The organism is Leclercia sp. GHBNCSD (genome assembly GCF_055805075.1).
In genome coordinates this window covers 763,532-783,136 of the sequence record NZ_JBQVYO010000001.1, presented here as the reverse complement: position 1 = coordinate 783,136, position 19,605 = coordinate 763,532, and the positions used below count along the sequence as shown (strand labels likewise).

At 57.9% G+C, this 19,605-nt stretch carries 20 protein-coding genes and 1 tRNA gene; 5 read left to right on the top strand and 16 right to left on the bottom strand.

The features are described 5' to 3' along the window. Positions 1 to 99: 99 nt before the first annotated feature. The 4 genes from ACT3IC_RS03845 to tesA form a co-directional block, all read right to left on the bottom strand. The gene (locus tag ACT3IC_RS03845; RefSeq protein WP_159339726.1) at positions 100 to 954 is read right to left on the bottom strand and encodes a hypothetical protein; all 855 of its coding nucleotides are present in this window, start codon (positions 952 to 954) and stop codon (positions 100 to 102) included. Positions 955 to 1,277: 323 nt separating this feature from the next. Beyond that, positions 1,278 to 2,132, bottom strand: a complete 855-nt coding sequence (locus tag ACT3IC_RS03840; RefSeq protein WP_159339727.1) for a co-chaperone YbbN — start codon at positions 2,130 to 2,132, stop codon at positions 1,278 to 1,280. Between the two features lie 57 nt (positions 2,133 to 2,189). Next, positions 2,190 to 2,999, bottom strand: coding sequence for an SDR family oxidoreductase (locus ACT3IC_RS03835; protein WP_103178529.1), 810 nt, complete (start codon positions 2,997 to 2,999; stop codon positions 2,190 to 2,192). Continuing rightward, positions 2,989 to 3,612, bottom strand: a complete 624-nt coding sequence (gene tesA / locus ACT3IC_RS03830) for a multifunctional acyl-CoA thioesterase I/protease I/lysophospholipase L1 (protein WP_103178530.1) — start codon at positions 3,610 to 3,612, stop codon at positions 2,989 to 2,991. Before tesA ends, ACT3IC_RS03835 begins: the two co-directional genes overlap by 11 nt. On the opposite strand from tesA, the gene ybbA reads away from it, so the two are divergent. The 3 genes from ybbA (at position 3,583) to ACT3IC_RS03815 (ending at position 8,008) form a co-directional block, all read left to right on the top strand. Further along, a complete protein-coding gene (gene ybbA / locus ACT3IC_RS03825; RefSeq protein WP_159339728.1) occupies positions 3,583 to 4,269 on the top strand; it encodes a putative ABC transporter ATP-binding protein YbbA in 687 nt (228 codons plus the stop codon). The genes tesA and ybbA overlap by 30 nt on opposite strands. Further along, entirely contained in the window at positions 4,266 to 6,680 is a 2,415-nt protein-coding gene (ybbP, locus tag ACT3IC_RS03820) for a putative ABC transporter permease subunit YbbP (RefSeq protein ID WP_103178532.1), read from the top strand. Before ybbA ends, ybbP begins: the two co-directional genes overlap by 4 nt. Before the next feature lie 182 nt (positions 6,681 to 6,862). After that, a complete protein-coding gene (locus tag ACT3IC_RS03815; protein WP_473476260.1) occupies positions 6,863 to 8,008 on the top strand; it encodes a porin in 1,146 nt (381 codons plus the stop codon). Positions 8,009 to 8,365: 357 nt separating this feature from the next. Here the strand turns inward: ACT3IC_RS03815 and mnmH are convergent, their stop codons facing one another. The 7 genes from mnmH to ppiB all read right to left on the bottom strand — a co-directional run bounded on the left by mnmH (position 8,366) and on the right by ppiB (position 13,090). Further along, complete coding sequence (mnmH, locus tag ACT3IC_RS03810; protein ID WP_103178534.1) at positions 8,366 to 9,436, bottom strand: tRNA 2-selenouridine(34) synthase MnmH; 1,071 nt, start codon at positions 9,434 to 9,436, stop codon at positions 8,366 to 8,368. Between the two features lie 74 nt (positions 9,437 to 9,510). Further along, complete coding sequence (gene purK / locus ACT3IC_RS03805; protein ID WP_156654018.1) at positions 9,511 to 10,578, bottom strand: 5-(carboxyamino)imidazole ribonucleotide synthase; 1,068 nt, start codon at positions 10,576 to 10,578, stop codon at positions 9,511 to 9,513. Further along, positions 10,575 to 11,084, bottom strand: a complete 510-nt coding sequence (purE, locus tag ACT3IC_RS03800; protein WP_032616904.1) for a 5-(carboxyamino)imidazole ribonucleotide mutase — start codon at positions 11,082 to 11,084, stop codon at positions 10,575 to 10,577. The genes purK and purE overlap by 4 nt, the downstream gene beginning before the upstream one ends. Before the next feature lie 171 nt (positions 11,085 to 11,255). Next, on the bottom strand, positions 11,256 to 11,444 hold the full coding sequence (locus ACT3IC_RS03795; RefSeq protein WP_156654019.1) for a hypothetical protein: 189 nt from the start codon (positions 11,442 to 11,444) through the stop codon (positions 11,256 to 11,258). A 70-nt stretch (positions 11,445 to 11,514) separates the two neighbouring features. Beyond that, positions 11,515 to 11,724, bottom strand: coding sequence for a YdgH/BhsA/McbA-like domain containing protein (locus ACT3IC_RS03790; protein WP_103178537.1), 210 nt, complete (start codon positions 11,722 to 11,724; stop codon positions 11,515 to 11,517). A gap of 145 nt (positions 11,725 to 11,869) precedes the next feature. Then, on the bottom strand, positions 11,870 to 12,592 hold the full coding sequence (gene lpxH, locus ACT3IC_RS03785) for a UDP-2,3-diacylglucosamine diphosphatase (RefSeq protein WP_159339729.1): 723 nt from the start codon (positions 12,590 to 12,592) through the stop codon (positions 11,870 to 11,872). Between the two features lie 3 nt (positions 12,593 to 12,595). Beyond that, positions 12,596 to 13,090: a peptidylprolyl isomerase B gene (ppiB, locus tag ACT3IC_RS03780; RefSeq protein WP_159339730.1), complete on the bottom strand. Its 495-nt coding sequence runs from the start codon at positions 13,088 to 13,090 to the stop codon at positions 12,596 to 12,598. Between the two features lie 172 nt (positions 13,091 to 13,262). Between ppiB and cysS the strand changes: the two genes are divergently transcribed. Next, positions 13,263 to 14,648, top strand: coding sequence for a cysteine--tRNA ligase (cysS, locus tag ACT3IC_RS03775; protein ID WP_159339731.1), 1,386 nt, complete (start codon positions 13,263 to 13,265; stop codon positions 14,646 to 14,648). A gap of 81 nt (positions 14,649 to 14,729) precedes the next feature. Here the strand turns inward: cysS and ACT3IC_RS03770 are convergent, their stop codons facing one another. From ACT3IC_RS03770 to folD, 5 genes are all read right to left on the bottom strand, one after another. Further along, complete coding sequence (locus ACT3IC_RS03770; protein ID WP_103178540.1) at positions 14,730 to 15,251, bottom strand: metal-dependent hydrolase; 522 nt, start codon at positions 15,249 to 15,251, stop codon at positions 14,730 to 14,732. A 72-nt stretch (positions 15,252 to 15,323) separates the two neighbouring features. Next, a complete protein-coding gene (gene malI / locus ACT3IC_RS03765; protein WP_103178541.1) occupies positions 15,324 to 16,340 on the bottom strand; it encodes a Mal regulon transcriptional regulator MalI in 1,017 nt (338 codons plus the stop codon). Between the two features lie 74 nt (positions 16,341 to 16,414). Further along, on the bottom strand, positions 16,415 to 17,914 hold the full coding sequence (locus ACT3IC_RS03760) for a PTS transporter subunit EIIC (protein ID WP_103178542.1): 1,500 nt from the start codon (positions 17,912 to 17,914) through the stop codon (positions 16,415 to 16,417). 282 nt (positions 17,915 to 18,196) lie between these two features. Further along, a complete protein-coding gene (gene ybcJ, locus ACT3IC_RS03755) occupies positions 18,197 to 18,409 on the bottom strand; it encodes a ribosome-associated protein YbcJ (RefSeq protein ID WP_023334767.1) in 213 nt (70 codons plus the stop codon). A gap of 1 nt (position 18,410) precedes the next feature. Further along, the gene (folD, locus tag ACT3IC_RS03750; RefSeq protein WP_103178543.1) at positions 18,411 to 19,277 is read right to left on the bottom strand and encodes a bifunctional methylenetetrahydrofolate dehydrogenase/methenyltetrahydrofolate cyclohydrolase FolD; all 867 of its coding nucleotides are present in this window, start codon (positions 19,275 to 19,277) and stop codon (positions 18,411 to 18,413) included. A gap of 220 nt (positions 19,278 to 19,497) precedes the next feature. Between folD and ACT3IC_RS03745 the strand changes: the two genes are divergently transcribed. Next, positions 19,498 to 19,574 (top strand) — tRNA-Arg (locus ACT3IC_RS03745). The last annotated feature ends 31 nt before the right edge of the window (positions 19,575 to 19,605 follow it).

Here is a 19,605-nt window from a genome sequence, read left to right as displayed (position 1 = left end):
GTAAATTCCCGCCAAATCAACGAGCCGGGCTGGATTCAGACAGAAAAAAGCCCCGCTAAAAATAGCAGGGCAACGCGTGTTTTCCGTTATCAGAGAAGATCAGGCGCTGGAGGGAGTGTAAGAGAAGTCAGCGATATACTGTTCGCCCGCGTCAACGATCGCCCGCGACAGTCCCGCATAATATTTTTCCAGGCCCATCGCTTCTATCTGCTGCAGCTGCTCGCGCACCGGGGCACAGAACAGACCGGCGTTACCCGCTTCGACGCGCTTATTATTCGGTGGCAGATCGCCGGTGATCGCTTTAAACCAGGTGCGGATACCCTGTTTAAGGTTATTTGGCGCTTTCGACAGATCGTCGATCCCCGTCAGCACCTGCAGGGTCGGGAAGCGATCTTCCGCCACGGCGCTTTTCAGGCGGTCAAAGAACTGGCTGAACAGTTCAAAGGAGCCCAGTTCGATAATTTTCGGTTTTGTGGTTTTACCGTTTTTATTGCCGATTTTGCTTGCTGCAGGCGTGCTGGACGGCACGATACCTGTCTTATGCAAGTCTAAACCAAACAGCAGATTGCAGTGGGCACGGCGCTCTTTCAGCGGGTAAGACATCAGCACATCGATAAACGTCGTCGCCATCACATCCGACAGCTTATGGTTGATCAGCCACTGCGAGCGAGAGAAATCGGCCGGGGAGACAAACCAGTGCGGAACCTCGTTGTAACGCTTCGACTTACCTTTGCCATCAAATTCAATGAAATGCGTGCCGTTGTCGAAAGCAAATTTGCAGTTTTTAAAGCTGACGATGGTGGTGTTGACGATCAGCGCTTTTTTGACGAAATCAACGACTTCCGGTCCAATAACGAAGCTGGTCTCTGCCGATGAGTGGATGACTTGCATTAATGTTTCTACATCAGGAACACCCGGCTTGAGAGAGGTGAACTCATAAAAGATATGTGCCATGCCGCATACTTCCTATAGTTATTAGCGTGCCCTTTTCATAACGAAAAAGTTTAACATCATCCTGATAAAGCTGGCTAATGGCAGCGTGTGTGGGCGTTTTGCCACGATCACAAATGGAAGATAAACGTTACTCCAGACGGGCTATTCGTTCAGAAACGTGGACATAGGGAAGGCTATATTTTACATCGTTAAAGTCTGGTTAACATTTTCTCAAAATTAAACATCAGGAAGACTAAACAAACGCTATCGGCAGAGATAAAAAAGCCGCCATAACGGCGGCTGACAGAGTGTTCGTGGCGGCACTGACCGGCCAGCTGGCAGAATCAGTACAGCAGAGCGTAAAGTTTACGGCGATAGGTCGAAGCCAGTGAATCACCCGTCCCGAGGGCGGCCAGAATTTCCTGGAACATTTTGCGCGCCTGGCCGTCTGCCGCAGCCAGATCCTTTTTAAGATGGCTGAACAGCAGTTCCAGCGCCTCTTCGTTACGACCTACCTGATGCAGCTGCAGCGCCAGCTGGCTCGCCAGTACCGCGTCGTCAGGGTTGTCGGCAACCTGCTGTTGCAGCTGCTGGATTTCCGGCGTATCCGCCGCCTGCTTCAGCAGTTCAATTTGCGCCACCAGCCCCTGGTAGCGGGTATCCTGATCCTGCAATGGGATCGTTTTGAGCACCACTTCGGCCTCTTCAGAACGCTTTAAGATAATCAGCGTTTCCGCCAGCAGCAGGCCGATTTCACTATTCTGACCGGAGAGCTGCCACGCCTCTTTCAACAGCGGCAGGGCTTCGTCATGTTTGCCTTCGGCCATCAACGCTGCCGCCTGCTGCGCTTTCAGCTCCTCTTCGCGCGGCAGCACTTTATCCAGCAGGGCGCGGATCGCCTCTTCCGGCTGCGGGCCCTGGAAGCCATCCACCGGCTGACCGTTCTGGAACAGATAAACCGTAGGAATGGCGCGCAGGCCAAACTGGGAGGCAATCATCTGCTCGGCGTCGCAGTCCAGCTTCGCCAGGATAAACTGACCGTTGTACTGGGCTGCCAGCTTCTCGAGCACCGGCGTCAGCTCCAGACAGTGCTGACTACGTTCAGACCAGAAGTAGAACAGCACCGGTTTGGTCATCGACTGTTCAAGGGTCTGGTGCAGGTTGGCTTCGGTAATGTTGACAATATTCTGTACGGACATGCGGCTATCCCAATTATGAGTTTCTGTTTACATGGGGGCGTGGCGCGAGGCTTCAACTCAACCCTGTAAAAATTTGTCCATCATCCGGCCAGGCAGCAGGCGCTTCAGCAGGCCGACGGCATGGGTCACCAGCGTGACCGGATAACGCAGCTTGGGGTTTTTGCTCTCAAAAGCATGGCGCACTTTGGCGACCACCGCCTCCGGCCCCAGGGTAAAACGGGCGGCGATACCGGGGTTTTCCACCGGCTTGTCGGCCTGGGTTTGATTGACATTGTCGGTAAAGCGGGTGCGGATAGGGCCCGGTTCAATCAGGCTCACCTTAATGCCGCTGTGGCGAAGCTCCATGCGCAGGGCATCAGACCAGGCTTCCAGCGCATATTTGCTGGCGGCGTAAGCCCCGCGGCCCGGAGTAGAGATAAGCCCCATCACCGAGGAGGTCATCACAATCCGGCCTTCGCCATGCGGCAGCATGGCCGGCAGCAGGCGCATGGTCAGCTGATGAACGCCAAAAAAGTTGGCGGAGAATTGCGCTTCAAGCTGCTGGCGGGTAACGCTCTGCAGCGGGCCGTAAACGCCGAAACCGGCATTATTAAACAGCCCGTACAGACGATTGCCGGTCAGGGCGATCACCTCATCGGCGGCGCGCTCAATGCTGTCGGTACAATCCAGATCCAGCTGTACGCCGGTTAAACCCATGCCGTTCATCCGTTCAACGTCTTCCGGTTTACGGCAGGCGGCCAGCACCCAGAACCCCTGACGCTTCAGCTCAAGGGCGCTTTCCAGGCCAATGCCACTGGAACATCCTGTAATTAAGACCGATTTTTGCATAACTTTACCTGTCAGGATCTCCGTTGAATTACGAGTCATGTTTAACTAATGGAGCCAACCGGGTTGCCATCCAGTCGGCGATAAACGGCTGGGCGTCCCGATTGGGGTGAATACCGTCGTCCTGCATCCACTGCGGTTTCAGGTAAACCTCTTCCATAAAAAAGGGCAGCAGCGGAATATCGAACTCTTTAGCAAGCTTCGGATATATCGCGCTAAAGGCTTCATTATACCGACGACCATAGTTGGCAGGCAGTCGAATTTGCATCAGCAACGGCTGGGCGTTCGCGGCGCGGATATCCTGCAGAATTTTGCGCAGGGTTTGCTCGGTCTGCTGTGGCTGGAAACCGCGCAGGCCGTCATTGCCGCCAAGCTCCACCAGCACCCAGCGCGGCTGGTGCTGTTTCAGCAGGGCCGGCAGACGGGAGAGACCTTGCTGGGAGGTGTCCCCGCTAATGCTGCCGTTAACAACCGACGTTTTGCTCTGCCATTTATCATTCAGCAGCGCAGGCCAGGCGGCACTGGCCGCCATCCGGTAGCCAGCGCTCAGACTGTCACCCAGAATTAATAGCGTGTCCGCAGCCGCGGCGCGAAATGAGAACAGCATCAAAAACAGGAAGGGCAAATGCCAGCGGAAAACATTGTTGAAGTTCATCATCTTAAGAAGTCCGTGGGTCAGGGTGAGCACGAGCTTTCCATCCTCACCGGAGTTGAACTCATTGTCAAACGCGGGCAGAGCATCGCCCTGATTGGAGAATCGGGCTCCGGCAAATCCACGCTGCTGGCGATCCTCGCCGGTCTGGATGACGGCAGCAGCGGTGAGGTCAACCTGGTCGGGCAACCCTTGCATAAGCTCGATGAAGAGGCGCGCGCCGCCCTGCGGGCAAAGCACATTGGCTTTGTGTTCCAGTCATTTATGTTGATTCCAACCCTTAACGCGCTGGAGAACGTCGAGCTGCCGGGGCTGCTGCGCGGTGAGAACACCACCCAGAGCCGGGAGAGCGCCAGCGCGCTGCTGCAACAGCTGGGGCTGGGGAAACGCCTCGATCACCTTCCGGCGCAGCTCTCCGGCGGCGAGCAGCAGCGCGTAGCGCTGGCCAGGGCGTTTAACGGTCGCCCGGATGTGCTGTTTGCCGACGAACCCACCGGTAACCTCGATCGCCAGACCGGAGACAAAATTGCCGATCTGCTCTTTTCGCTGAACCGTGAACACGGCACGACGCTGATCCTCGTCACCCACGATCCGCAGCTGGCCGCCCGCTGCGATCGCCGCCTGCGCCTGGTCAATGGCGAACTGCAGGAGGATGCATGATTGCCCGCTGGTTCTGGCGCGAATGGCGCTCCCCTTCGCTGCTGATTGTCTGGCTGGCGCTAAGCCTGGCGGTGGCCTGCGTACTGGCGCTCGGCAGCGTCAGCGATCGGATGGAAAAGGGACTCAGCCAGCAAAGCCGTGAGTTTATGGCCGGCGACCGGACGCTGCGCAGCTCCCGCGAAGTGCCGCAGGCGTGGATTGAGGAGGCGAGAAAGCAGGGGCTGAAGGTCAGCGAGCAGATCGGTTTCCAGACCATGACCTTTGCCGCCGGGACGCCGCAGCTGGCGAGCGTGAAGGCGGTCGATGATATCTATCCGCTCTACGGCGAGCTTCAGACCAACCCGCCGGGGCTGAAGCCTGCGCCGGGCACGGTGCTGCTGGCGTCGCGTCTGATGGCGCTGCTGAATTTAAAAACCGGCGACAGCATTGATGTCGGCGATGCCACCCTGAAAATCGCCGGGGAGGTGGTGCAGGAGCCGGACGCCGGATTCAATCCGTTTCAGATGGCGCCGCGTCTGCTGATGAACACCGCAGATGTCGCCAAAACCGCGGCGGTACAGCCCGGCAGCCGCGTCACCTGGCGCTTTAAGTTTGGCGGCACGCCCGCGCAACTGGAACGTTACGAAAAATGGCTCCTGCCGCAGCTGAAGCCGGAGCACCGCTGGTCCGGGATGGAGCAGGAGGAGGGCGCACTCGGCAAATCGCTGGAGCGTTCCCAGCAATTCCTGCTGCTCTCGGCGCTGCTCACGCTGCTGCTGGCGGTGGCGGCGGTGGCAGTCGCCATGGGCCACTACTGCCGCAGCCGCTACGATCTGGTGGCGATCCTCAAAACGTTGGGGGCGGGCAGGGCGCAGCTGCGCAAACTGATTATCGGTCAGTGGCTGATGGTGCTGACGCTCTCGGCTGTCACCGGCGGGATGATGGGGCTACTGTTTGAAAAAGTGCTGATGGTACTCCTCAAGCCGGTGCTGCCCGTCGCGCTGCCCCCTGCCAGCCTCTGGCCGTGGCTCTGGGCGATCGGGGCGATGACCGTCATTTCGCTGCTGGTGGGGCTGCGTCCTTACCGCCTGCTGCTCGCGACACAGCCCCTGCGCGTTCTGCGTCGCGACGTGGTGGCCAGCGTCTGGCCGCTGAAATATTACATTCCGGCTATCGTGGCGGTGGTGGTGATGCTCCTCGCCTGGCTGATGGGCGGGAGCATGCTGCTGTGGGCCGTGCTGGCTGGCGCCGTCGTGCTGGCGTTGCTCTGCGGTGTGCTGGGCTGGATGCTGCTCAGTGTGCTGAAAGGGCTCACGGTAAAATCGCTGCCGGTGCGTCTGGCGGTGAATCGCCTGCTGCGCCAGCCGTGGTCGACCCTCAGCCAGCTGTCGGCATTTTCGCTCTCGTTCATGCTGCTGGCATTGTTGCTGGTGCTGCGCGGCGATCTGCTGGATCGCTGGCAACAGCAGCTTCCACCAGAAAGCCCGAACTACTTTTTGATCAACATTGCCCCGGAGCAGGTAACGCCCCTGAAAGCGTTTCTCGCTGAACACCAGATTATCCCGGAGTCTTACTACCCCATTGTGCGGGCGCGCCTGACCCAGATTAACGGGCAGTCCACCGAGGGCAATAAAGATGAATCCCTCAACCGGGAGCTGAACCTCACCTGGCAGGATAAGCGCCCGGATCATAATCCGATCACCGCCGGCAGCTGGCCGCCGAAAGCGGGGGAGGTATCGATGGAGGAGGGGCTGGCGAAACGCCTCAACGTCGCGCTGGGCGATACGGTGACCTTTACCGGCGATACCCAGGATTTCAGCGCGAAAGTGACCAGCCTGCGCAAGGTCGACTGGGAGAGTCTGCGGCCTAACTTCTTCTTTATCTTCCCCCCCGGGGCGCTGGACGGGCAGCCCCAGAGCTGGCTGACCAGCTTCCGCTGGGAGAATGGCAACGGCATGCTCACCCAGCTTAACCGCGAGTTCCCCACCATCAGCCTGCTGGATATCGGCGCGATCCTCAAACAGGTCGGGCAGGTGCTGGAGCAGGTGAGCCGGGCGCTGGAGGTGATGGTGGTGCTGGTGACCATCTGCGGCGTGCTGCTGCTGCTGGCCCAGGTGCAGGTCGGGATGCGCCAGCGTCATCAGGAGCTGGTGGTCTACCGTACTCTGGGGGCAGGTAAAAAGCTGCTGCGCACCACGCTGTGGAGCGAGTTCGCCCTGCTGGGGCTGGTGGCTGGCCTGGTGGCGGCCATTGGTGCCGAAACTGCGCTGGCGGTGCTGCAAACCCGGGTATTTGACTTCCCGTGGGAGCCAGACTGGCGGCTGTGGGCGATCCTGCCCCTGAGCGGTGCGGTGCTGCTTTCGCTGTGCGGCGGCTGGCTGGGGGCGCGTTTACTGAAAGGCAAAGCCCTGTTCCGCCAGTTCTCCGGTTAATTCCTTTCCTGAACTATCACGTGCCAGTTTTTATACTGGCACGTGATGACTAAGTAGCATAAAAAGATAAATCATTGAATTTTAGCGGCACAAAACATTAAAAACCGGGCAACACGGACAGATAAATCCTGGTTAATATTCACCTGCTAAATAAATGGCAGTGTGTTTAACAAGGAAAAACAGTGACTATAAATAAAAAAGCGCTGGCAGTGGCTATTGGCGCAGCAGTGGCATTGACCTCTTTTGCATCCCAGGCTGAAATCACCGTTCTTAAACAAGATCCGCAGGCGGGCAACCCGCTGAGCCGTCTGAACTTCACCGTTGGCGGCAGTATTCGTCCTCAGTTCCAGAACATGACCGGCGACGACGGCAAAAACAGCTATAAGCGTAATGGCTTTGACGGCGGTACCCGCTTCCGTTTCGCGGCGGATTACTACCTGTTTGATGACATCAGCTGGGTCAGCTACTACGAGCTGGGGGTGAACATTCCGGCGCAGTTTAACTGGGACAACCACCACGCCGACGGCGCGCACGACACCTCCCGCCGCATGCTCTACACCGGCCTGAAGAGCGACACCTGGGGCACCCTGACCTTTGGTCAGCAGAACAGCGTCTATTACGATGTGGTCGGCGCGAAAACCGATATCTGGGACTACGACATGATCGGCCAGGCGCCGGGTAATGGCATCAACGGTGACTACGACGGCTCTTACCGTTCACGCCAGATGCTGAAATACAAGAAAACCCTCGGCGATGCCGATCTCTACGCCTCTTACCTGTTCGAAGATAGCGAATATCTGCCGGGCAACGGCCTCCGTTACAAGCGTAAAGGCGGCGGTTCACTGGGTCTGGATTATCGTCTGACCACCGATCTGACCTGGGGCGCGACCTGGAACTACACCCGCGCCGACATGCGTAACCCGGATAATGGCGACAGTAAAACCTGGGATCAGAACATCCTCGGTACCGCGCTGAGCTGGACGCCGGACAACTGGACCTTCTCCGCAGGCGGCGGCTGGTATCAGAACTTTATGACCAGCAAAAAAGTGTCGGTAAATGACTACTTCGCGGGTGATGCGTGGGGTATTGAGTACTTCGCCGGCTATAAATTCCCGATTGGTCAGTATGCGGTGAAATCGATCCAGCCTTACTTCATGGGTGACCGTATTGAGACCATGAATGGCCGCAACTACCAGCGCATCGACAACGGCGTGGGTGTCAGCTTCCAACTGGACTACGGCTTCCGCGTCGATTACGAGCACGTATTCACCTCCAGCACCGACGATCTGGGCGATATGAACCTGGTACGTTTGCGTTACGACTTCTGAGTCGTCTGTTCCCCGGTAGCGCGCAGCGATCCGGGGCTACGTGCGGTGCGGTTTGTTCCCCGGTAGCGCGCAGCGATCCGGGGCTACGTATGGTGCGGTTTGTTCCCCGGTGGCGCTGCGCTTACCGGGGCTACATGTGGTGCGGTTTGTTCCCCGGTAGCGCGCAGCGATCCGGGGCTACGTGCGGTTCGGTTTGTTCCCCGGTGGCGCTGCGCTTACCGGGGCTACGTGCGGTGCGGTTTGTTCCCCGGTAGCGCGCAGCGATCCGGGGCTACATGTGGTGCGGTTTGTTTCCGGTGGCACTGCGCGTACTGGAACGGTGTAGGCCGGGTAAGCGCAGCGCCACCCGGCGTTCTGTCAGCGGCTCAGCCACTCCGCCACGTCCCCATACGTCCCGCGATAGACAATCTTCTCCGCCTTCTTCTCCAGCTGATAGCGATACATCGGGTCGTAATAGTCATTGAGCAGCGGCGCCAGCCAGCTGAGATGCGCCTCGGTACTGCCGGTACGCTGCTGTTCATCCAGAGCGCTGTCCAGCAGGGCGGTCAATTCGGCATAACGCTGTAACCCCAGGCGGCGGCGAATGGCAAACAGGCCGTGGTACAGGTAATCGCGATACTCCAGCCAGCCCGCCTCTTCCCCCCGCGCTTCGTGAAAGGCCTGCCACATCTGCTCGAAATACTCTTCGCGCAGGCGCTCAAGACGCACCTCAAACGGGTCCTCAACCACCACAATGGGCGATTGCGCCATGCGGTCGCGCAGGCACTCTGGCAGGTGGTTGGAGCCAATCATCCGCCCTTCATCTTCCAGCACCCAGCGCGCAGCGTTTTTTTTCAGCAACTCGACGGCGAGATGGTTTTCAAAACTGGCCTGGGAAAGCTGCGGGGCCAGCGTGCGGCCAAAGGAGGAGCCGCGGTGGTGCGCCAGTCCTTCGAGATCGACGCCCTCAGGATGCGCCTTCACCAGCAGCGTTTTGCCGCTCCCGGTGCAGCCGCCAATCAGTACGCTGGGTTTTTGCGCCTGCTCAACGGTCGCCTGGATAGCCGCCTGGCGTAGCGCCTTGTAGCCGCCGACGATCAGCGGGTAATCCACCCCGGCTTCTTTCAGCCACGCCTGCGCGATATGCGAGCGCTGTCCGCCCCGGGCGCAGCAGAGATAGCCCTGCGGGTGAGCAAGGCAGGCGGCGCGCCAGGCCTCCAGTCGCTCTTCACGCGTCTCACCGCTTACCAGACGGTGGCCGAGCGCCAGTGCCGCCTCCGGACCCTGGCGTTTATAGCAGGTGCCCACGGCGGCGCGTTCGTCGTCGTTCATTAGAGGCAGGTTGTGTGCCGCAGGCATGGCACCCTGAGCAAATTCCACGGGGGCACGCACGTCAATTAATGGCGTGTCGGTAGCAAGTATGGCGCGGTAGTCCGTCCCATCGTTCATAAGGATCCCTCAAAACAACAATGGGCAGGATTTTACGCCGGGGAAGGGGAAGGTCAACTCCCCGGCGGTGAGGCTTAGCTGAGCGTTGACTGCGCCCAGGCAATCCCGCTGGCGTACTCCGGCGGCAGCAGAGGGACAATTGCTTCAAGCGTTGCGCAAAGGCGAGGGATATCGCTGTCATTCAGGTTGAGATGGCCGACCTTACGACCCGGGCGCACCTCTTTGTCGTACCAGTGCAGATGCACCAGCGGCAGCTTCAGCCAGTCATCGTTCAGATCGGTACCGATCAGGTTGATCATCACCGACGGGCTATTGACCACCGGCTGCGGCATCGGCAACCGGGTAATGGCGCGCAGATGCAGCTCAAACTGGCTAATGGAGGCGCCGTTTTGCGTCCAGTGGCCGCTGTTGTGGACGCGGGGCGCCAGCTCGTTGATCAGCAGACCTTCTGGCGTGACGAAGCACTCCATCGCCATTACGCCCACGTAGCCCAGCGCCTGCATGATGGCAGAGAGCATGCTTTCTGCCTGCGCTTGTTGCGCTGCGTTGGCCTGCGGGAAGACCACGCTGGTGCGCAGGATCCCGTCCTGATGCAGGTTATGGGTCAGGGGATAAAAGACCGTGCTGCCGTCGTGGGCGCGGGCACCCACCAGCGACACTTCACCGCTGAAATTAATGCCCTGCTCAACGATGCATTCGCCGTAGCACTCGTCCGGCAGCTGGTCGGTTTCCCCGGCGCGCAGACGCCACTGGCCGCGGCCATCGTAGCCGCCCACGCGACGCTTGACGATCGCCAGTTCACCCAGCGCGTCAAACACACCCGGCCACTGGCTTTTTTCACTCAGCAGCTGCCACGGCGCGGTAGCGAGATGCAGATCGTCGAACAGCTGCTTTTGCGTAAGACGGTCAGCAATGATCGGGAAGACGTCGCGGTTAACGAAGGCGTTGTGACGAGCCAGCTCGCGGGTTAACGGCGTTTCCGGCCAGCGTTCGATTTCTGCGGTGATGACGCTCTGCTGAAACGGCACGGCTTCAGGCTCATCGTCCAGCCCGACCGGCCAGACGGCGATCCCCAGCGGTTCACCAGCCTGGCGCAGCATACGGCCTAACTGGCCGTTACCAAGGACGCAAACCTGCTTCATGCCGCACCTCGCGGGTCCGGGTTCTCCAGGACCTCGTCGGTCTGGGCGGTACGCCACGCGACCAGGCGCTGATGCAGTTCTTTATCATGAGTGGCCAGGATCTGAGCGGCCAGCAGCGCGGCGTTAGCTGCGCCTGCTTTGCCAATCGCCAGCGTCCCTACCGGAATGCCGCGCGGCATCTGCACGATGGAGTAGAGGCTGTCGACACCGCTCAGGGCTGCGCTCTGAACCGGGACGCCGAGCACCGGCACCAGGGTTTTGGCGGCAATCATACCGGGCAGATGCGCGGCGCCACCTGCACCGGCAATAATCACCTGATAGCCATTCTCTTCCGCGCCTTCGGCGAAGCTGAACAGCTTATCGGGAGTGCGGTGCGCGGAGACCACTTCAACGTGGTGAGGAACGTTCAGGATGTCAAAGATTTCGGCGGCGAACTGCATGGTAGCCCAGTCGCTTTTGGATCCCATCACGATGGCGACACGCGCCGGATTATTGCTGGAAGACATGCGTCTTAAAACTCCTGTGGTGCACAACTCTCGGCTTTTGAGGCCACAGAGAATAGCACGATACACAGGCAAGGAAAACGGTTGCGCGGCTAAAACTTCCGGCAAAATCCCGCGCTTTCTGCCACAAAAAAACCGCCGAAAGGCGGTCTTTTCACAGGTTGCTTTGACATTTTACAGGAGATTACCTGCGGTCAGGCTCTCTTTATCAAAGGCATGGCTCACATCAATATGATTTTGATGTACTGCTGTGTCGATATTCGAACCCGCCTCCGGGGTGGAGAAGGCGTTCTCGGCGGCCATCGCGCCAGAGGTGAGGGAAGCGGCCAGCAGCAGGGCGCTGACGATAGTGATATTTTTCATTCTTTTTTCCTTCTTCATCCTGTTGTCGCTGTCGCTTGTCTCTTATCTGGCGGCACGGCAATGCGTTAAATTATTTAGTCAGTTCAGCGGTCATATACACGCGGTTGTCGAACTGGGCGCTGGTGATTTTGTAGGCGGCACCCTCTTTAGCGGCCTGCGCGGCGATTTTGGCTTCGGCGCGGTCAATGGTAGAGGCGGTGGCGCTCACGCTCTGGGCAAAAGAACCGAAAGAGATCAGAGAAAGTGCGGCAACTGCAACGAAAGTTTTGATGGATTTCATGGTCGTATTCCTTAAGCTGATTTGTCTGGAGTAGGGCGTTGTTGCCCTGATGTGAGTAATCATAGGCCGACCAGAGTGTGATTAAAATCAAAACAATTTGCGGGAGCAATTCAAAAAAATTGAATGATTTTCAGGCGGGGGGATTTCAGAAAGGGAAAGCGATCAGCTCCACGCCTTCGGGCGTGACCTTAATCATCGATCCTTCGCTATGCCAGGCGCCTAACACCACGCGGTGGGCTTGCTCTCCGTTGGCGGTCAGGTCATGCATGGCCGGGCGATGGGTATGGCCGTGGATCAGCCACTGGACCTGGTGTTTTTCCATCACGCTGACCACCGCCTGCGGGTTCACGTCCATGATGGTCATCGATTTGCTGCTGTTGGCGGCTTTACTGCCGGCGCGCATTTTCGCGGCGATGCGGCTGCGAATAAACAGCGGCAGGGCGAGAAAGAGCGTCTGGATCCAGGGGGTATGCACTTTGGCGCGAAACGCCAGATAGCCGGTATCGTCGGTGCAGAGCGTGTCGCCATGCATTATCAGCACGCGGCGGCCACACAAGTCGAGGACGGTCTCTTCCGCCAGCAGGATCATGCCGCTTTCACGGGCGAAGCGTTTGCCCAGCAAAAAGTCGCGGTTGCCGTGGATAAAGAAGCAGGGGACGCCAGAGTCGACCAGCGCTTTAAGCGCACTCGCTATCTCGCGGTGCAGCGGGTTCGGATCGTCGTCGCCAATCCAGGCTTCGAACAGATCCCCCAGGATGTAAAGCGCATCGGCGTGGCGGGCTTCACCCTGTAAAAAACGCAGAAAACCGGCGGTGATCGCCGGTTCTTCTGTTTGCAGATGCAGATCTGCAATAAAGAGTGTCGCCACGAATTATTCGCTGACGGTCACGCTTGTGATTACAACGTCTTCTTTTGGAACGTCCTGGTGCATGCCGCTGCGGCCAGTAGAAACGGCTTTGATCTTGTCAACCACGTCCATACCTTCAACCACTTCTGCAAACACGCAGTAGCCCCAACCCTGCAGGCTTTCGCCAGAGAAGTTCAGGAAGTCGTTGTCTACTACGTTAATGAAGAACTGCGCGGTGGCAGAGTGTGGCGCCTGAGTACGGGCCATTGCCAGGGTACCGCGGGTGTTTTTCAGACCGTTATTAGCTTCGTTTTTGATAGCCTCTTTGGTCTCTTTCTGTTTCATGCCAGGTTCAAAACCGCCGCCCTGGATCATAAAGCCGTTAATGACACGGTGGAAAATGGTGTTGTTGTAGAAACCTTCGCGGCAGTAGTCCAGGAAGTTTTTAACTGTTTCAGGCGCTTTGTCATCAAAGGTTTTGATTACGATATCGCCATGATTAGTGTGGAAAGTAACCATTTTTGCATCCTGTTCCGTTATAGTGGTGCTTCGACCCCGCCAGGGGCCACAATAAGCGCTTGTTATAGCATAACCTCACGACGCGATCACCTTGCATTGCGTGCTGCTTCGGGTTTGAATTACCATTAGAATATGCTGTTTTCACCCACACACGTCTCACATGGAATCTTCGATGTTAAAAATCTTCAACACACTGACGCGCCAAAAAGAGGAATTCAAACCTATTCATGCCGGGGAAGTCGGCATGTACGTGTGTGGTATTACTGTTTACGATCTCTGTCATATCGGCCATGGCCGTACTTTTGTTGCCTTCGACGTGGTGTCGCGCTATCTGCGCTTCCTTGGGTACAACCTTAAGTATGTACGCAATATCACCGATATCGACGACAAAATTATCAAACGCGCGAACGAAAATGGGGAAAACTTTGTCGATTTAGTCGATCGTATGATTGGCGAAATGCACAAGGATTTCGACGCCCTGAATATTCTGCGCCCGGACATGGAGCCGCGTGCGACGCACCATATTCCTGAGATCATTGAGATCACCGAACAGCTGATTGCCAAAGGTCACGCCTACGTGGCGGACAATGGCGACGTGATGTTCGACGTGCCGACCGATCCGCATTACGGTCAGCTCTCCCGCCAGAATCTGGATCAGCTCCAGGCCGGGGCGCGTGTGGATGTGGTTGAGGTTAAACGCAACCCGATGGACTTCGTGCTGTGGAAGATGTCGAAAGAGGGTGAGCCAAGCTGGCCATCCCCGTGGGGCGCGGGCCGTCCGGGCTGGCACATTGAGTGTTCGGCCATGAACTGCAAACAGCTGGGTAACCATTTCGATATTCACGGCGGCGGTTCAGACCTGATGTTCCCGCACCATGAAAACGAAATTGCCCAGTCAACCTGCGCCCATGACGGCGAATATGTGAACTACTGGATGCACTCCGGGATGGTGATGATTGACCGGGAGAAGATGTCCAAATCGCTGGGCAACTTCTTTACCGTGCGTGACGTGCTGAAGTATTACGATGCTGAAACCATCCGTTACTTCCTGATGTCCGGCCACTATCGCAGCCAGCTTAACTACAGCGAAGAGAACCTCAAGCAGGCGCGTTCTGCTCTCGAGCGTCTCTACACCGCCCTGCGCGGGACCGACACCTCCGTGGCGGCTGCGGGCGGCGAGGCGTTTGAAGCCCGTTTTGTTGAGGCGATGAACGACGACTTCAACACCCCGGAAGCCTACTCTGTGCTGTTCGATATGGCCCGTGAAGTGAACCGTCTGAAAGGTGAAGATGTGCATGCGGCTAATGCGCTGGCCTCTCATATGCGTAAACTGTCTGGCGTACTGGGTCTGCTGGAGCAGGCGCCGGAAGCGTTCCTGCAGAGCGGTGCGCAGACGGATGACGGCGAAGTGGCGGAGATTGAAGCGTTAATCAAGGCGCGTCTGGAAGCGCGTCAGGCGAAAGACTGGGCCGCGGCCGATGCCGCGCGTAACCGTCTCACCGAGATGGGCATCATCCTGGAAGATGGTCCGCAGGGCACCACCTGGCGCCGTAAGTAAGTCCATCAGGCCCGGCGGCGCATCGCTTGCCGGGCATGGGATTATGTAGGCCGGGTAAGGCGCAGCCGCCACCCGGCTTTTTTAACGCCGCTTCCACCACAACAAACCCATCACGATAACCCCCGGCAGCCACACCCACAGCAGTTCCGAGATAATCACCTGATGCCCGTACGGCGTGGTGTAGCGAGAGAGCGCAAAAGGCGCGACCTTAATCACCTGCCAGGGTGCAAAGAAACGTTCATCCGACCACGGCCACAGCCAGCCGACCCCTTTCCCGCCCGTCGTCACCGAGTCCAGCAGGCTGTGCGACAGCAGCGACACGGTTAAAAACAGCCAGCAGCGCACCAGCCCCGCCCGGAACCCTCGTCGCCCGACCAGCACGCAGAGTAACGGCACCACAAAGGCAAACAGCAGCGAGTGGGTAAACCCGCGATGACCAAAAATATTGCCGTAGGCGACGCCAAACTTAAACGCGAGTACGTCGGCATCCGGCAGCATGGCGAGAACGATTCCGGCGAACAGCAGGGGAGGGGGGATCACCCGGCTGCCCAGCCCTAAGCCGAGGCAAACCGGCACAGCAGCGTGGGTAATAATGGTTGGCATAAGGATTATCCATGGCAAATCATGGAAATATAGCAGAGCGCGGCTTAACGCAGAGCCGGGCGTAAATCTGAATTATGCCGATTCCCGGGCGACGAGTTGCCCGGAGAGAGTAATGCGCTGGGTTTGCAGCTCAGGCTCTTTTAGCTGGCGGATCATTAACCCCGCCGCCTGACGCCCCGTCTCTTCGCTGGCGGAGGAGACATAGGTAAACGACGGGGAGGTGAGGTTGACGTGCAGCATATCTTCAAACCCCACCAGCGCCACCTGCTGGGTGAGGAAGACATCTTTCCCCACGGTGCGGCCAACGTGATGGATCCCGGAGATAGAGCCGATCATCGCATCCGGGGAGTGGCAGAGCAGGGCGGTGATAGTGTTGTTCTTCTCCAGCAGCTGACGGGTGGCGAAGCTAACCGCCTGGGTATCGTCGCTGCAGGCGGGGGCGGATTCGTCGCGGAACACCAGCCCGTTTTGTGTCATCGCGCTGCGAAAACCGAGCAGCCGCTGCTCGCGGATGAGGTCACCCTCCTGACCGCCGATATAGGCGATATTGCGATGGCCGCGCTCAATCAGATAGCGGGTCGCCAGATGCGCCGCCTGGCGGTTATCGCGCATCACCAGATTACAGGTTTCGTTGAGCAACGACTGGGAGACCGCCACCAGCGGCAGCGGACACTCACGGATCATGTCAGGTAAGGTAGCATGGCGCGTATCGGAAGCCAGATAGATCACCCCGGCCACGCCCTGCTGCTTAAAGGAGAGCAGGCAGCGCTCAAGATGCTCACCGTCGTTCAGCGGCTGGCCGAGAAAGACCATATATCCCTGCTTTTCCAGCTCCTGGACGATGCTTGCCATTACCTTAATGGAAAAGCTGTCGCTGAAATCACGCAGGATCAGGCCGATAAGGTTGGAGGTGTTGGCGCGAAGATTGGCGGCGGCTACGTTATGCACGTAGCCCAGGGCGGTGATGGCGGCGTGGACTTTTTCGATCGTCGCCTCTGAGATCTTTCCTTTCTGACGCAGAACCAGCGAGACGGTAGAGACCGAAACCCCTGCCTCTCTGGCGACATCAATGATGCTGACCTTCTTCACATCTTCTCCCTGAAATGCCTGATAAGACAACGCCTCCCGTAAGAGTACAGGAGACGTGTCGGACAGGCAGCTTATTATTTACCGATTAGGGTGGACATCGTCTGGGCGATAAACTGCGCCCGGGCGCCAAAGATAACCTGAATGCCGGAATCACCGACGAAGACCACGCCGCGTGCACCGAGGCCGTTCAGACCGTCTTTGTCCACCACATCGCTCTTCGCCACTTCCAGACGCAGGCGGGTGATGCAGGAGCCGACAGAGTTGATGTTCTGCGCGCCACCGAGCAGGCCGATGATTTCGTTGGCGATTTCGGTATCGGTTTTATCGTCCGCATTGGCTGTCACTTCAGTGCGGCCCGGCGTTTTCACGTCGAAACGACGGATCACGAAGCGGAAGGTGAAGTAGTAAATCAGCGCCATCGGGACACCGATGATAATGGCGTTGAGGAAGTTGGTCTGGTACCCGTTGAACGACGGCAGGATCCCGAACGACAGGTAGTCGATAAAGCCTGCGGAGAAGGACTTGGCGATATGCGCATGCAGCAGGTACATGGTCATGTAGGCCAGGCCCGCCATGATGGCGTTAAAGACGTAGAGGATCGGCGCCACAAAGATAAAGGTGAACTCCACCGGCTCGGTAATCCCGGTCAGGAAGCAGGTGAGTGCCGCAGAGAAGAGAATACCGGCGGCAATCTTTTTGTTTTTGGTGTGCGCTTCGTGGTACATCGCCAGACAGGCCGCAGGCAGCGCGAACAGCATCAGCGGGAACTCGCCCTGCATGAATTTACCGGCGTTCTGGTAGGTATCGCTGCTGAAGGATTTCACCCCTTCTTCCAGCATCTTGAACCAGATGGTCTGGTCGCCGTGGATCACCTGGCCCGCCTGGGTAGTGTAATCCCCGAACGAGTACCAGAACGATGGATACCAGATATGGTGCAGACCCAGCGGGATCAGCGCACGCTCCACCAGACCAAAGATAAAGGTCGAGGCCGCCTGGTTATCACCGTTAACGATCACCGACAGCGCGTCGATACCGGCCTGGATATGCTGCCAGACGTACGGCAGCAGCAGCCCCATCACGAATGAGAGGAACGCCGTGGCGATCGCCACAAAACGCTTTCCGGAGAAGAAGCCGAGGAACTCCGGCAGCTGCATGGTGTGGAAGCGGTTATAACACCACGCGGCGAGGATCCCGCACAGCAGGCCGCCAAAGACGCCCATCTGCAGGGTCGGGATGCCCACCACCATGGCGTATTTCCCGCCCTGGGAGGCCATCTCCGGCGTAATGCCGAGCACGGTGCCAATGGTGATGTTGGTGACAAACACCGCCACCGCTGCCGACAGCGCGGCGATACCCGATTCCGACGCCAGGCCGACGGCAGAGCCGATGGCAAACAGCATCGGCAGGTTATCAAAAATGACGCCGCCCGCGTTCATCATCAACGGCAGGTGGAATTTATCGCCGAAAGCCAGCAGCAGGCCCGCAGCGGGAAGCAGCGAGATCGGCAGCATTAATGCGCGACCAATCATCGACAATTTTGACAGCGATTTAACAAACCCTGATATCAGACTCATGCTGATTTCCCCCGAGTGCGCTCTGTGAGCGCTGTTATAGTGAGTAGAACGTTTTAGTAGAACGTTCTACTTATCGTGATGAAAGGCTGAAATCCGCGCAACTGAATTCTCACCTTTTAACAGATGAAATAGTGATTATTTGAAGTTGATCGATAATTAACCGTGATGGTCGTGGGGGAATCGTGAAGAGAATTGCCGGGTGGCGGCTGGCGCCTTACCCGGCCTACAGACAGAGCCCGTATGTAGGCCCGACAAGCGCAGCGCCGCCGGGCATCAGACGGCTCAGGCCGTTACGGTGACGCTCTGGCCTTCAAAACTCACAGTCTGTCCGGCTACGATCTTGCAGCGCTTGCGGGTTTCTACCACGCCATCAACTTTGACCAGACCGTCAGCAATAACGATCTTCGCCTGGGCGCCGCTCTCGCTCCAGCCTTCGAGCTTCAGCAGATCGCACAGCTCAACATGCGGGTGTTTACCTAATGAAAATGTCGCCATCTTACGCTTCCTCTACGTCGTGATACTCAACGCATGCTTGTAAAGTATTCTGAATCAGTGTTGCAACGGTCATCGGGCCTACGCCGCCCGGAACCGGGGTGATATAAGAGGCACGGGCGGCGGCATCGTCAAACACCACATCGCCGACCACTTTGCCGCTCTCCAGACGGTTAATCCCCACGTCCACCACAATGGCGCCTTCCTTGATCCACTCGCCCGGGATAAAGCCCGGCTTGCCGACCGCCACGATCAGCAGGTCAGCATTTTCGACGTGCTGGCGCAGATTTTTAGTAAAGCGGTGGGTGACGGTGGTGGTGCAGCCGGCCAGCAGCAGCTCCATGCTCATCGGGCGACCGACGATATTGGACGCACCAATCACCACGGCGTTCAGGCCGTAGGTGTCGATGTTATAGCGCTCCAGCAGGGTCACAATGCCGCGCGGCGTACAGGGACGCAGGCGAGGCGCGCGCTGGCACAGGCGGCCCACGTTGTACGGGTGGAAGCCGTCCACATCTTTGTCTGGCGCGATACGTTCCAGCACTTTCACATTGTCGATGCCCGCAGGCAGCGGCAGCTGAACCAGAATGCCGTCGATCGCTTTATCGGCGTTCAGGGTATCGATCAGCTCAAGCAGCTCTGCTTCCGTGGTGGTTTCCGGCAGATCATAAGAGCGGGAGAGAAAGCCAACCTCCTCGCACGCTTTACGTTTGCTGCCGACATAAATTTGTGAAGCCGGGTTGCTGCCGACCAGCACAACCGCCAGCCCGGGGGCGCGTTTTCCCGCGGCCAGACGTGCTGCCACTTTTTCCGCAACCTCAGAGCGCACCTGCTGCGCAATCGTTTTACCGTCAATAATCTTTGCTGCCATCAGAGAGAAGATTCCGTCTGTAAGGAGTGAAAGGGGGGATGAGCATATTTTGTCAGAAGCGCGCGCTGCTGTCAGTCACACTTTGCGGATTTTCCTGTTAAGCGGCGCTGAGGAGGGGCAGGGGTATGAACTGAAAGAGGATTGTACTAAAATCAATTGACTCAACCGGCGTTGACCGTATAATTCCACGCGCTTCACCACTGCGAAGTTTCTTCTCTGTGCGCCCTTAGCTCAGTTGGATAGAGCAACGGCCTTCTAAGCCGTAGGTCAAAGGTTCGAATCCTTTAGGGCGTGCCATTCAAGCACCTTTTAGTTCCCCAACGTCTCT

Excerpts from the sequence above, each read along its gene's own strand:
- ACT3IC_RS03770 (WP_103178540.1), bottom strand. The coding sequence starts at position 15,251 with ATGCCAACCATTATTACCCACGCTGCTGTGCCGGTTTGCCTCGGCTTA.
- mnmH (WP_103178534.1), bottom strand. The coding sequence starts at position 9,436 with ATGAACGATGGGACGGACTACCGCGCCATACTTGCTACCGACACGCCA.
- tesA (WP_103178530.1), bottom strand. The coding sequence starts at position 3,612 with ATGAACTTCAACAATGTTTTCCGCTGGCATTTGCCCTTCCTGTTTTTG.
- ybbP (WP_103178532.1), top strand. The coding sequence starts at position 4,266 with ATGATTGCCCGCTGGTTCTGGCGCGAATGGCGCTCCCCTTCGCTGCTG.
- ACT3IC_RS03835 (WP_103178529.1), bottom strand. The coding sequence starts at position 2,999 with ATGACTCGTAATTCAACGGAGATCCTGACAGGTAAAGTTATGCAAAAA.
- ACT3IC_RS03795 (WP_156654019.1), bottom strand. The coding sequence starts at position 11,444 with ATGAAAAATATCACTATCGTCAGCGCCCTGCTGCTGGCCGCTTCCCTC.
- ybcJ (WP_023334767.1), bottom strand. The coding sequence starts at position 18,409 with ATGGCGACATTTTCATTAGGTAAACACCCGCATGTTGAGCTGTGCGAT.
- cysS (WP_159339731.1), top strand. The coding sequence starts at position 13,263 with ATGTTAAAAATCTTCAACACACTGACGCGCCAAAAAGAGGAATTCAAA.
- ACT3IC_RS03790 (WP_103178537.1), bottom strand. The coding sequence starts at position 11,724 with ATGAAATCCATCAAAACTTTCGTTGCAGTTGCCGCACTTTCTCTGATC.
- ybbA (WP_159339728.1), top strand. The coding sequence starts at position 3,583 with ATGCCAGCGGAAAACATTGTTGAAGTTCATCATCTTAAGAAGTCCGTG.
- purK (WP_156654018.1), bottom strand. The coding sequence starts at position 10,578 with ATGAAGCAGGTTTGCGTCCTTGGTAACGGCCAGTTAGGCCGTATGCTG.
- purE (WP_032616904.1), bottom strand. The coding sequence starts at position 11,084 with ATGTCTTCCAGCAATAATCCGGCGCGTGTCGCCATCGTGATGGGATCC.
- ACT3IC_RS03845 (WP_159339726.1), bottom strand. The coding sequence starts at position 954 with ATGGCACATATCTTTTATGAGTTCACCTCTCTCAAGCCGGGTGTTCCT.
- folD (WP_103178543.1), bottom strand. The coding sequence starts at position 19,277 with ATGGCAGCAAAGATTATTGACGGTAAAACGATTGCGCAGCAGGTGCGC.
- ACT3IC_RS03760 (WP_103178542.1), bottom strand. The coding sequence starts at position 17,914 with ATGAGTCTGATATCAGGGTTTGTTAAATCGCTGTCAAAATTGTCGATG.
- ppiB (WP_159339730.1), bottom strand. The coding sequence starts at position 13,090 with ATGGTTACTTTCCACACTAATCATGGCGATATCGTAATCAAAACCTTT.
- ACT3IC_RS03840 (WP_159339727.1), bottom strand. The coding sequence starts at position 2,132 with ATGTCCGTACAGAATATTGTCAACATTACCGAAGCCAACCTGCACCAG.